Below are 12703 nucleotides of genomic sequence, written 5' to 3'. Positions count from 1 at the left end.
TCGAGCTGGGAGGCCCGGCCCGCCGGGGATGGTTGCGCAACCATCCCTCGGCGGTCGAAAGTCTCGCCCCGTGCCCGGGACCCGTCAAGGGTCCGCGCAACCCTTCCCGCTGCGAGCCTTGACGGCCGCCCGGGTGCGGTGCCAGCATCGCCGCACCGAAATGTTTACGTAAACGTCGGCCGCATGCAACGGCGGATGTTTACGCAAACTTCCTCCTGCCCGCTCATGTCAGGGATCAGCCATGGCCGTCATCTCACCGCCGGGGACCGGGAAGCGGACCACCCGCGGCTCCGCCCCGCCCACCCGCGCCGCATCCCGCAGGCAGTGGGCCGGGTGGGGCTTCGTGAGCCCCTTCCTGATCGTCTTCGCGCTGGTCTTCCTGGCACCGATCGGCTACTCGGTCTATCTGAGCCTCTACCGCAGCCAGTTGATCGGCGGCACCCGATTCGTCGGCCTCGACAACTACCAGCAGGCCTTCGGCGACCACGAGTTCTGGTCGGGCCTCGGCCGGGTGGGCCTCTTCCTGCTGGTCCAGGTGCCGATCATGCTGGGAGTCGCGCTGCTGGTCGCGCTGGCCCTGGACAGCGGGCGGCTCTACGGCAGGAACTTCTTCCGCATCTCGATCTTCCTGCCCTACGCGGTGCCCGCCGTCGTGGCGTCGCTGATGTGGGGCTTCATGTACGGCAAACGCTTCGGCCTGGTGGCAAGCGTCAACGAGCACCTGCACACCTCCTTCCCCGACCCGCTCGCCCCCGGCTGGGTGCTGGCCAGCATCGGCAACATCGTGACCTGGGAGTTCGTCGGCTACAACATGCTCATCTTCTACGCGGCGCTGCGGGTGATCCCCGGATCGCTCTACGAGGCCGCCGAGATCGACGGCGCCGGGCAGTGGCGGATCGTCGCCGCCATCAAACTCCCGGCGATCCGCGGCGCCCTGGTGATCGCCACCGTCTTCTCGATCATCGGCAGCTTCCAGCTGTTCAACGAGCCCAGCATCCTCAAGAGCCTCGCCCCGAACGCGATCACCACCTACTTCACCCCCAACTACTACACGTACTCCCTCTCCTTCGCCGGGCAGCAGCACAACTACGCGGCCACCGTCGCGATCGTGATGGGCCTGGTCACGATGATCGTCGCCTACGCCGTCCAGTTGCGCGGCATGCGGAAGGAGGTGTGAGCGGTATGAGCACCGCCACCCGCACACCAGGACGCCCCCGGCGCAGCGTCCTGCTGACCGGGCTCACCGCCGTGGTGACCCTCTACTCGCTGCTGCCGCTCGGCTGGCTGCTGATCAACGCCACCAAGACCCAGCCGCGGCTGCTCGACTCCTTCGGCCTGTGGTTCAGCGGGCACTTCGCCCTGTGGGACAACGTCAGCGAGACCTTCACCTACGACCACCACATCTTCGTCCGCTGGCTGCTCAACACCCTGCTGTACGTCGTGCTCGGCGCGGGCGGCGCGACCTTCCTGGCCGTGCTGGGCGGCTACGGGCTGGCGAAGTTCGACTTCGCCGGACGGCGGGCGGTCTTCGCCGTGGTCATCGGCGCGGTCGCCGTGCCCGGTGCGGCGCTCGCGGTGCCGACCTTCCTGATGTTCAGCAAGATCGGCCTGACCGACACCCCCTGGGCGGTGATCGTGCCGTCGCTGATCTCGCCGTTCGGCCTGTACCTGATGTGGGTGTTCGCCGCCGAGGCGATACCCGACGAACTGCTGGAGGCCGCCCGCATGGACGGCGCCGGGGAGATCAGGACCTTCTTCCGGATCAGCCTGCCGCTGCTGGCCCCCGGCATCGTCACCGTGCTGCTCTTCACCACGGTCGCCACCTGGAACAACTACTTCCTGCCGCTGATCATGATCAGGAACCCGCACTGGTACCCGCTCACGCTGGGCCTGAACTCCTGGAACCAGCAGGCCGCGACCGTCGGCGGCCAGCCCGTCTTCCACCTGGTGATCACCGGCTCGCTGCTCACCATCGTCCCGCTGATCGCGGCCTTCCTGCTGCTCCAGCGGTACTGGCAGTCCGGCCTGGCCGCCGGAAGCGTCAAGGAATGACGCAAGCCCCCCTGCTCTTGCCCACCGACCACCACCCACAACGGAGTGAATCCAGATGACGAACAAGCTGCTGCGCCGCTGGGCGCCGGGCATCGCGGTGGCCGCCGCGGCCGCCCTGGGGCTGACGGCCTGCGGGTCGGGGGGCTCGGGCTCCGACTCGGGCGCCGACGCCGACTCCGCCGCGTCCGCGCTGGCCAAGGGCGGCTCCATCACCGTGTGGGCGTGGGAGCCGACCCTCAAGCAGGTCGTCACCGACTTCCAGGCCAAGTACCCCAAGGTGCACGTGAACCTGGTCAACGCCGGTACCGGCAACGACCAGTACACCGCACTGCAGAACGCCGTGGAGGCCGGCAAGGGCGTGCCCGACGTCGCCCAGATCGAGTACTACGCGCTGAGCCAGTTCGCGCTCGGCAAGTCGGTCGCCGACCTGAGCGCATACGGCGCCAAGGACCTCGCCAAGACGTACTCGCCCGGCCCCTGGAACGCCGTCAACATCGGCGGCGGGGTCTACGGCCTGCCGATGGACTCCGGCCCCATGGCGCTGTTCTACAACAAGAAGGTCTTCGACAAATACCACCTGCCGGTGCCCACCACCTGGGACCAGTACCTGGACGACGCCCGCAAGCTCCACCAGGCCGACCCCAAGGCGTACATCACCAGCGACACCGGCGACGCCGGTATGACCACCAGCCTGATCTGGCAGGCCGGCGGCAAGCCCTACAAGGTCGACGGCACCAAGGTCTCGGTCGGCTTCGACAGCGACGCGGGCACCGCCGCCTTCGCCAAGGTCTGGCAGCCGCTGATCTCCGAGCACCTGCTCTCGCCGGTCGTCCCCTGGAGCGACCAGTGGTACAAGGGCCTCGGCGACGGCACCATCGCGACCCTGGCCACCGGCGCCTGGATGCCCGCCAACTTCACCTCCGGCGTCAAGGCCGCCGCCGGCGACTGGCGCGCGGCACCGCTGCCGCAGTGGCAGGCCGGGCAGCACGCCAGTGCCGAGAACGGCGGCAGCTCGCTCGCGGTGATGAAGGCCGGCAGCAGCAAGGCCCTGGCCTACGCCTTCCTGCAGTACGCGAACCAGGGCGCCGGGGTCCAGGCCAGGATCAAGGGCGGCGCCTTCCCCGCGACCACCGCGGACCTGAACTCGCAGGCCTTCCTGGACGCGCCCTTCCCCTACTTCGGCGGCCAGCAGGCCAACCGGATCTTCTCGGACTCGGCCAAGAACGTCCTGCCCGGCTGGTCCTACCTGCCCTACCAGGTCTACGCCAACTCCGTCTTCAACGACACCGTCGGCAAGGCCTACGTCTCCGGCACCCCGCTGACCGAGGGCCTGAAGAACTGGCAGGACAAGTCACTGGACTATGCCAAGCAGCAGGGCTTCAGCGTCGGCTGACACCGCCGTCCCCGCAGGTCGCGGGGAGTGCGGCCGGCGCACCCCCGCGACCTACAATTTCGGTTCACGGCACCACCGGCGAACCACGTATGAGGTGCGAGCAGCAAGTGGACAGCAGCGACACGGCCAGTACGGAAGACAGCGGCGCCCCCGAGGCGCGGCGCAGGCGCGGCGCGTCGATGGCCGACGTGGCCCAGCTGGCCGGGGTGTCCGCGCAGACCGTCTCGCGGGTCTCCAACGGCTACGCCGGAGTCCTGGAGTCCACCCGCAAGCAGGTGCTGCAGGCGATGAAGGAGCTGGGCTACCGGCCCAACAGCGCCGCCCGCGCCCTCAAGAGCGGGCAGTTCCACACCATCGGCGTGATCACCTTCAACCTCTCCAGCACCGGCAACACCCGCACCATCGAGGCGATCGCGACCTCCGCCGCGGTCGAGGGCTACGCCACCACGCTGCTCCCGGTCGCCGTCCCCACCCAGGACAGCGTGCGCGGCGCCTTCACCCGGCTGGGGGAGCTGGCCGTGGACGGCATCGTCATCCTCATGGAGGTCCACCTGCTGGACGCCGTGACGGTCGCGCTGCCGCCCAACGCCCATGTGGTGGTCGCCGACTCCAACGCGGGCGACCGCTACTGCGTCGTGGACACCGACCAGGTCGGCGGGGCGCGTGCGGCCGTCGAGCACCTGCTCGGCCTCGGGCACCGCACGGTGTGGCATGTGGCGGGGCCTGCCGACTCCTTCTCCGCCGAACGCCGGGTCGGCGCCTGGCGCTCGGCGCTGGAGGCGGGCGGCAGGGCGGTGCCGGCGCCGCTGCGCGGCGACTGGTCGGCGCAGTCCGGATACCGCGCCGGGCTGCGGCTGGCCGAGGAGGCGGACTGCACCGCGGTCTTCGTGGCGAACGACCAGATGGCGCTTGGGGTGCTGCGCGCGCTGCACGAGCGGGGCCGCCGGGTCCCGCAGGACATCAGCGTGGTCGGCTTCGACGACATTCCCGAGACGGCCTCCTTCCTGCCCCCGCTGACCACCGTCCACCAGGACTTCTCCGAGGTCGGCCGGCGGTGCGTGGACGGGGTGCTGCGGCAGATCCGCAACAACCAGGAGGAGACCGGCACCACGCTGGTCCCGACCCGGCTTGTGGTGCGCCAGAGCACCGCGCCGCCGCCCGCCGCGGGCTGACCGCCCGCTCCCGCCCGCCGCGGGCCGAGCCCCGCACCACCCGCGCCGACCTGCGAACAGCCGTGCCTTGACACCTGGTCGGAGGACTGACCAGACTCGACATGGTTACGCAAACATCCGATCTTGTGAAACCGGCCCCTTCGGGAGAACAGGCAGACCATGGCAGAACTGCAGACAGCCGCCGACGGCTTCCTCCTGGACGGCGAGCCGTTCCGCATCATCTCCGGTGCGCTGCACTACTTCCGCGTCCACCCGGCGCACTGGCAGGACCGGCTGCGCAAAGCACGCGGCATGGGCCTGAACACCGTCGACACCTACATCCCGTGGAATCTGCACGAGCGCACCCGCGGCACCCTCGACCTGGCCGGCGGGCTCGACCTGCCGCGCTTTCTCGACCTGGCCGCGGCAGAGGACCTGCACGTCCTGCTGCGGCCGGGACCGTACATCTGCGCCGAGTGGGAGGGCGGGGGCCTGCCGTCCTGGCTGCTCGCGGAGCCCGGCATGCGGCTGCGGACCACCGACCCGCACTACCTGGCCGCCGTCGACGGCTACTTCGGCATGCTGCTGCCGCGCCTGGCACCGCATCTGTCCACCCGGGGCGGGCCGGTCATCGCGGTGCAGGTCGAAAACGAGTACGGCGCCTACGGCGACGACCGCGGCTACCTGGAGCACCTGGCGGAACTGCTGCGCCGCCAGGGCGTGGACGTGCCGCTCTTCACCTGCGACCAGCCGGGCGACCTGGCCCGCGGCAGCCTGCCCGGGGTCCTCGCGACCGCCAACTTCGGCAGCGGCGCCGCCCGCAACCTGGCGCTGCTGCGCGCCCACCAGCAGCAGGGGCCGCTGATGGTCACCGAGTTCTGGAACGGCTGGTTCGACCGCTGGGGCGGCGTCCACACCACCCGGCCCGCAGCGGACGCCGCAGCCGAACTCGACACCGTGCTCTCGGCCGGCGCCAGCGTCAGCTTCTACATGTTCCACGGCGGCACCAACTTCGGCTTCACCAGCGGCGCCAACGACAAGCACACCTACCGTGCCACCGTCACCTCCTACGACTACGACGCACCGCTGACCGAGGCAGGCGACCCGACCCCGAAGTACGCCGCCTTCCGCGAGGTCATCGCCCGGCACGCACCCGTGCCCGACACCCCGCTGCCCGCGCCGTCGAAGAAGCTCACCGTGCTGGACGTGCGGCTGCCGCAGAGCGTGCCGCTGCTGGCCGCGGCCGAGCTGCTGGGCCACGCGGTGCCGGGGCCGCGGCCGCTGACCATGGAGGAGCTGGGCCAGGACTTCGGGTTCGTGCTCTACTCGGCCGACCTGCCCGCCGCGGGTCCCGTGCTGCTGGAGGCCGAGGGCGTCGCCGACCGGGCGCAGGTCTTCGTCGCCGGGCAGCCGGCCGGGGTCCTGGAGCGGGAGAGCCACCACCGGGCCCTGGCCTTCACCTCGCCCGCCGCTGGCGCGCGGCTCGACCTGCTGGTGGAGAACCAGGGCCGGGTCAACTACGGCCGGGGCATCCACGACCGCAAGGGTGTGCTCGGACAGGTCCGTGCCAACGGGCGCCCGCTGCCCCGGTGGACCAGCCGCCCGCTGGACCTCGCGGACCTGGCGCCGCTGCCGTTCGGCAGGACGGACACCCCGCCGGTGGGACCGGCCTTCCACCGCGGCGTCCTGGCTCTGGAAGAGGTGGCGGACACGTATCTGGACCTGACCGGCTGGACCAAGGGCAACGCCTGGGCCAACGGCTTCCACCTGGGCCGCTACTGGTCGCGCGGCCCGCAGAACCGGCTGTACGTGCCAGGCCCCGTGCTGCGGGCCGGCGACAACGACATCGTCGTCCTGGAACTGCACGCCACCACCAGGGCGGCCGTCGACCTGCGGGACACCCCGGACCTCGGGCCGACCCAGGAGTGAGGCGGGACACCCGTGCCGGGCCGGCCCCCGCGGGACCGTCCCGGCACGGGCGGCAGGATCAGCTCAGGCCGACCGACTTCAGCCACGCCTGGGCGACGTCCCGCGGGTCCTTCTTCTGGTTCTGCACCTGGTCGTCCAGGTCGAGCAGCGACGTGGTGTCGAGCTTGGCCGACACGGCGTTGAGCACCGAGACCGCGGCGGGCGACAGGGCCGTCTTGGACACCATGGGCTGGACGTTCGCGAAGCCGAACAGCTTCTTCGGGTCCTGCAGGACCACGAACTTCTCCCGGGCCACCGACGCGTCGGTGCTGAAGACGTCGGCGGCCTGCACGTCGTTGTTCTTCAGCGCCGCCACCGTCAGCGGCCCACCCGCGTCGAGCCGCTTGTACGACTTCGGCACCAGGCCGTAGAGCGCCTTGAGGCCCACCAGGCCCTGCTGCCGGGTCTGGAACTCCGACGAGCCGCCCATGGTGATCTGGGAGCCCACCTTGGCCAGGTCGGCGATGGTGGACTGGTTGGTCAGGTGGTACTTCGCGGCGGTCGCCGCATTGACCGTGACCGAGTCCTTGTCCTCGGCCGCCGCCGGGTCGAGCATCGTCAGCGCCGGGTCGAGCTTGGCCTTGAGCGCGGCCGTCGCCTCCTCCACCGAGGTGGGGGCGGCGTTCTTGTCGAGGTAGGACAGCAGTGAGCCGTTGAACTCCGGCAGCACGGTGATCGTGCCGTTCTTGACCAGTCCGTAGGTGATCTCCCGGGTGCCGATGTCCGGCTTGTAGCTGACCTTGATGCCCTTGGCCTTGAGGGCCTCGCCGTAGACGTCCATCAGCAGGACGCTCTCGGCGAAGTTGTTCGAGCCGACGACGACGGTGTCGCTCGCCGCGGGCGGCGCCGCCAGCGGGTCCTTGGGCTTGCCCTTGCTGCCGGAGGACGAGGACGGCGACGAGGAGGAGTCGGAGGAGTCGGAACAGCCCGCGAGAAGCGCCGCGGCCGTTGCTGCGGCGATGACGATCGCCGCTGCTCGCAGGTGTCGAGGGCCAGTGTGCGTGCTGCTCTGCGTGTGTGAAGTCACTATTCCCGCTTCCGGGGGTGGGTTCGGATGGCGTTCAGCTGTCATCCGAACGTCGGTTCCGTACTTCAACTGATCCAATCCAGCGGCCTCAAACCTCGTCAAGTGCGTCAGGGTCACCGATAGGTATCGATGACGGATACGAAACACGGTGTTCACATGTCACCGGCCGCCCCGCACACCTGGGGACACGGCCACTCGCCCGACCAGCCAGAACAGCGCGATCATCGCCAGCGCCAGACCCGCGATCAGGGTCGCGCCGCCCACCACGGTCTCGTAGTTGCGCTGGTAGAGCCCGTCGATGACGAAGCGTCCGAGACCGCCGAGCGAGACCGTCGCGGCGATGGCCGTCGTCGAGACGACCTGGATCGCCGCGGACCGCAGACCGCTGAGGATCAGCGGCAGCGCGACGGGCAGTTCGACCTGGAAGAGCACCGCGGCAGGACCCATCCCCATGCCGCGCGCCGCGTCCACCGGGGCCGGGTCCACCGTGCGCATCGCCTCGTAGGAGGTCAGCAGGATCGGCGGAACGGCCAGTGCGACCAGCGGGATCATCACCGGGGTGAGCCCGATGCCCAGCCAGAAGAACATCAGCACCAGCAGCCCGTAACTGGGCAGTGCGCGTGCCGCGGTCGCGATCAGCGCCAGCGCGTTTCCGCCGCGCCCGGTGTGCCCGGTGACCAGGCCCACCGGCAGCGCGAGGCCCGCCGCGATGCCCAGCGCCATGAAGGAGTAGCCGAGGTGCTCGAGCACCCGGTGCGGGATGCCGTCCTGGCCGTGCCAGTGCGCGCTGTCCCGGAAGAAGTCGCTGATGAACTGGAAGATGCTCATACGGACGCGTCCTCCAGTGCCGCGCGGCCCGCGGGTTCGACGGCCGCGTCACGCGCCGCGCGGCGGGCCGCCCGGCCGCTGCGCGGCATCCACGGCGTCAGCGCCATCCGCAGCAGCACCAGCGCGATGTCCAGCAGCACCGCGAGCACCGCGGTGGTGAGCACCGAGTTCAGCGCCAGGTTGGAGCGGTGGTAGAGGATCGCGTCCTGCAGCAGGTTGCCCAGCGCGCCCTGGTTGCCGATCAGTGCGCCGATGCTGACCAGCGAGATGCTGGAGGCCACCGCGACCCGCAGCCCTGCGATGATCGCCGGTACCGCGATGGGCAGTTGCACCTTCAGATAGCGCTGCACAGGACCGAAGCCCATCGCCTTGGCCGCCGACAGGGTCTCCTGCGGCACCGATCTGACGCCGTCGACGAAAGCGGGCACCAGCAGCACCAGGCTGTAGACGGTCAGCGGGATCATCACGGTGGTGCGGGTCGCACCGGTGTAGTCGATCAGGAAGATGAAGAAGGCCAGCGACGGGATCGCGTACAGCACCGTCGTGATCCACAGCACCGGCGGGTACAGCCAGGAGAAGCGCACGCACAACTGGCCCAGCGGCAGCGCCACCGCGAGCCCGATCGCCACCGGGATCAGCGCCTCCTCGACGTGCAGACCGACCAGGCCGAGGTAGGAGTTCTGCAGGTCGCTGGGTATGTCGAAGAAGCCGGGGCCGCTCATGTGGCCACCTCGGCCTTGGTGGTGCGGACCGGGACGGCGGGGCCGTCCTCCCGCTGGCCCGCGTGCGCGCTGCGGATGGCGGCGCCGATCGCCTCCTGGGAGACGACCCCGGCCACCGCGCCCTGCTCGTCCACCGCGACCGCCCACCCGGTGGGGGACAGCACCGCGCAGTCCAGCGCGTCCCGCAGCGACTCGCGCCCGGCCGCGAAGGGCCGCCCGTAGGGCAGCAGACTGCCCACCGCGACCTTGTCCGCACCGCCTGCCGCGTCCTGCGGCGCCACCCAGCCGAGCGGCTTGCCGTCCGCGTCGGTGAGCAGCAGATACGGCGCTCCCGCCGCGGTAGCCCGCGCGACCTGCTCGGCGCCGGCGTCCACCGCGACGACGGGGCCGCGCTCCAGCGCCAGTCCGTCCGAGGTGAAGAAGGACAGCCGCCTGATGCCGCGGTCGGTGCCGAGGAAGTCCTCGACGAACTCGTCGGCGGGGGAGCTGAGCAGCTCCTGCGGCGGGGCGAACTGGGCCAGCCGGCCGCCGGTGCGCATCACCGCGATCATGTCGCCGATCCTGATGGCCTCGTCGATGTCGTGCGTGACGAAGACGATGGTCTTGCCCAGCTCCTGCTGGATGCGCAGCAGTTCCGCCTGCAGGCTCTTGCGGACGATCGGGTCGACCGCGGAGAACGGCTCGTCCATCAGCAGCACCGGCGGGTCGGCGGCGAGCGCCCTGGCCACCCCGACGCGCTGCTGCTGCCCGCCGGAGAGCTGGTAGGGATAGCGCTTGGCCAGCGCCTCGTCGAGGCCGACCCTGCCCATCAGCTCCCTGGCCCGCTCCCTGGCCTTGCGGCGGTCCCAGCCCAGCATGCGCGGCACGGTCGCGATGTTGTCCACGATGGTGCGGTGCTGGAAGAGCCCGGCGTTCTGGATGACATAACCCATCGAGCGGCGCAGGGCGTTCACCGGCTGCTCGGTGATGTCCGAGCCGTCCAGCAGGATACGGCCGGAGGTCGGCTCGACCATCCGGTTGACCATGCGCAAGGTGGTGGTCTTCCCGCAACCCGACGGCCCCACCAGAACCGTGATCGAGCCGTCCGGGATGTCGAGCGACAAGTCGTCGACCGCTGTCGTGCCGTCGGGGTAACGCTTCGTGACTGATTCTATCTGTATCAAAGTGCCGAATACCCCTCGGGATCGGGCATGGACGGCCTGTCTCCGGTCACCTTCGAACAGGCCGGTGCCAGGAGAGTTTAGACCGCGGCCCCCGCGGGCGCTCATGGCCTCACGTGCGCGGCGGCTCCTGCTGCCCCTGCGCGGCCGCGCCCTCACCCTCCGGATGCTCGGCCTGCAACCCCGCCTGGAGGCCGAGGAAGGCCACCACCGCGGCCACGGCCATGATCCCGGCCATGCAGGAGAGCACCGTCCGTGTCGACTCGGCGAAGTCCATCCGGACGAAGCCCGGGATCGAACCCCCGCCGCCCTGCGCGCCGGAATGCGCCTGCGCCATCGATGCCGCCTGGTCGGCGGCCTGCGGTGCCGGGACGCCGCGGGCGATCAGCGACTGCCGCAGGTGGTCGCGGAATTCGGTGACCGAGACGGTGCCGAGCACCGCGAGGCCGAGCGAGGCCGCGTAGTTGCGTACGGTCTGCGTGATACCGGTGGCCTCGCCGTACGACACCCGGGAGGCGCGGTTGACCGCGTCGGTGCTCGCCGGGGTGAGCATCATGCCCATCCCCGCGCCGGCCAGGATCACCGACCAGGTCTGGTCGGAGAAGTCCAGGTCGGTCACCTTGCCCGCCCACAGCCAGAAGCCGACCGCCGACAGCGCGCACCCCAGCACCACCGGGCGCTTGGCGCCGCCGCGGTCCAGCATCCGCCCGCCGAGCTGCGAGGCGATGATGAAGCCGAGGAAGAAGTACAGCAGGTACAGGCCCGCCTGCGAGGCGGACTTGCCGAGCGCGATCTGCGCGTACTCGCTGACGAAGAAGAAGACCGGGATGAAGGTCAGCATCGTGATGCCCAGCACGATGTTCTCGAACCTGAAGGCCCGGTCGCGGAAGATGCGCACCTGCATCAGCGGGTCGGCGGTCCGCAGTTCGACCAGGACGAAGGCGACGAGCAGCAGCGCGCCCGCGCCGATCGCCAGGCCGATGCCGGGGTTTCCCCAGCCCCAGATCTCGGCCTGCTGGAAGCCGAAGACGCTCAGCGTCACACCGGCCGCGATCAGGACCAGGCCGCGGTAGTCCATCGGCGCCGGGCGGTGGTCGGTGACGGGCTTGGAGACCGCGATCAGCACCAGGGCCACCGCGGCGACCGGGATGTTGACCCAGAAGATCGCCCGCCACGTCCACTCGGTGAGGTAGCCGCCCAGGATCGGCCCGACCGCGGTGAGGCCGCCCGCGATGCCGAAGAAGAGCGCGAGCGCCTTGCCGCGCTCGCGCAGCGCGAAGGTCTGCACGACGATGCCCAGCGCCGCAGGGAACATGATGGCGCCGCCCGCGCCCTGCACCGCTCGGAAGACCACGATCCAGGCCTGCGCCACGCCGCCCTTCGGGGTCAGCCCGCACAGCAGCGAGGACGCGGCGAAGACCACCACGCCGAGCACCACGACCTTGCGGTGCCCCACGGTGTCCGCGAGCCGGCCGCCGTAGGCGAAGAGCGCGGCGAGCGTGAGCAGGTAGGCGTTGACCGCCCACTGCACACCGGTGTTTGACAGGTCCAGCTCGCGCTGGATGTCGGGCACCGCGATCGAGACGATGGTCTGGTCGATGAAGGTCATCGCGACCGCGAAGATCATCGCCGCGAGTACGAGGTTCCGCGACCCCGCGGCAGGCTTCGCAGTGGCGGTCATGGTGCTCCTCGCTGCCGGCGGCCGCCCGCGCCGGCGCGGGCATGATGGCCACCACGTTCTGCCAGCGGCGTCCCCGACGCCACCCGACGGGCGGGCGGGTCACCCGGATGCCGCGCCCGGGCGACCCGCCCGCCGCCTGGTGTGGCGCGTGCGGTGTCCTGCCGTACGGCTCAGCCGGTGATCAGGTCGAACTGCTCCCAGCCGCCGACGGCCGTCCGGTTGGCGACCAGGGCCGCGGCGCCCGCGTTCTCCGCGGTCACGTACATCCCGTTCACCTGGGCTTTGAGGCTGACCGTGCCGCCCGAGTTGTGGACCAGCTGGAAGGTCTCCCAGGCGCCGGCGGAGGTGCGGTTGGCGATCAGCGGGGAGGCCCCGGCGTTGTCGGCGCAGACGATCAGGCTGTTGGCGTGGGCGCGCAGGGCGACGTTGCCGCCGCCCAGGTCCAGCAGGTCGAACTGCTCCCACGGCCCGATCGCGGTGCGGTTGGCGATCAGCGGGGAGGCGCCGCCCTCGTCGGCGGTGACGTACTGCCCGTTGGCGCGGGCTCGCAGGCTCACCACCGTGCCCTGGCTGCCGGTGGAGCCGGTGGTCGGCTTCGTCGGGCGGGTCGCGGTGAGGGCGATCTGGCCCTTGAGCATGCGGCCGCCGTCGCCGGTCAGGCGCAGGTAGTAGTCGGAGGAGCAGGCGGTGCCGTCCTCGTCGAGGGCCAGGAAGCCGGAGC

The 12703-nt window shown here is 70.6% G+C and carries 11 protein-coding genes; 5 read left to right on the top strand and 6 right to left on the bottom strand.

Translation table 11 applies throughout. The features are described 5' to 3' along the window. The first annotated feature begins 241 nt into the window (after positions 1-241). The 5 genes from JT723_RS13840 (at position 242) to JT723_RS13820 (ending at position 6525) form a co-directional block, all read left to right on the top strand. Complete coding sequence (locus JT723_RS13840) at positions 242-1177, top strand: carbohydrate ABC transporter permease (protein WP_205044895.1); 936 nt, start codon at positions 242-244, stop codon at positions 1175-1177. Between the two features lie 5 nt (positions 1178-1182). Next, positions 1183-2052, top strand: coding sequence for a carbohydrate ABC transporter permease (locus JT723_RS13835; protein ID WP_205044894.1), 870 nt, complete (start codon positions 1183-1185; stop codon positions 2050-2052). A 55-nt stretch (positions 2053-2107) separates the two neighbouring features. Continuing rightward, positions 2108-3445, top strand: a complete 1338-nt coding sequence (locus JT723_RS13830) for an ABC transporter substrate-binding protein (protein WP_205044893.1) — start codon at positions 2108-2110, stop codon at positions 3443-3445. Between the two features lie 179 nt (positions 3446-3624). Then, entirely contained in the window at positions 3625-4617 is a 993-nt protein-coding gene (locus JT723_RS13825) for a LacI family DNA-binding transcriptional regulator (protein WP_205045129.1), read from the top strand. A 159-nt stretch (positions 4618-4776) separates the two neighbouring features. Further along, the gene (locus tag JT723_RS13820; RefSeq protein ID WP_205044892.1) at positions 4777-6525 is read left to right on the top strand and encodes a glycoside hydrolase family 35 protein; all 1749 of its coding nucleotides are present in this window, start codon (positions 4777-4779) and stop codon (positions 6523-6525) included. A gap of 58 nt (positions 6526-6583) precedes the next feature. Here the strand turns inward: JT723_RS13820 and JT723_RS13815 are convergent, their stop codons facing one another. The 6 genes from JT723_RS13815 to JT723_RS35085 all read right to left on the bottom strand — a co-directional run. Further along, positions 6584-7591 carry an ABC transporter substrate-binding protein gene (locus JT723_RS13815; protein WP_251513127.1) on the bottom strand — a complete coding sequence of 336 codons (1008 nt, stop codon included), beginning with the start codon at positions 7589-7591 and terminating at the stop codon, positions 6584-6586. A gap of 159 nt (positions 7592-7750) precedes the next feature. Continuing rightward, entirely contained in the window at positions 7751-8419 is a 669-nt protein-coding gene (locus JT723_RS13810; protein WP_205044890.1) for an ABC transporter permease, read from the bottom strand. Continuing rightward, entirely contained in the window at positions 8416-9141 is a 726-nt protein-coding gene (locus tag JT723_RS13805; RefSeq protein WP_205044889.1) for an ABC transporter permease, read from the bottom strand. The genes JT723_RS13810 and JT723_RS13805 overlap by 4 nt, the downstream gene beginning before the upstream one ends. Beyond that, positions 9138-10304: an ABC transporter ATP-binding protein gene (locus JT723_RS13800; protein WP_205044888.1), complete on the bottom strand. Its 1167-nt coding sequence runs from the start codon at positions 10302-10304 to the stop codon at positions 9138-9140. Before JT723_RS13800 ends, JT723_RS13805 begins: the two co-directional genes overlap by 4 nt. Positions 10305-10413: 109 nt before the next feature. Beyond that, the gene (locus JT723_RS13795) at positions 10414-11982 is read right to left on the bottom strand and encodes an MFS transporter (protein ID WP_205044887.1); all 1569 of its coding nucleotides are present in this window, start codon (positions 11980-11982) and stop codon (positions 10414-10416) included. 170 nt (positions 11983-12152) lie between these two features. Beyond that, positions 12153-12703 (bottom strand): fascin domain-containing protein (locus tag JT723_RS35085; RefSeq protein WP_443608058.1); only part of this gene is annotated, 551 nt, incomplete at its 5' end.

It is taken from the genome of Actinacidiphila bryophytorum (assembly GCF_016916835.1).
Taxonomy (GTDB): Bacteria; Actinomycetota; Actinomycetes; order Streptomycetales; family Streptomycetaceae; genus Actinacidiphila; species Actinacidiphila bryophytorum.
This window is presented reverse-complemented; position numbering and strand designations above follow the sequence as displayed.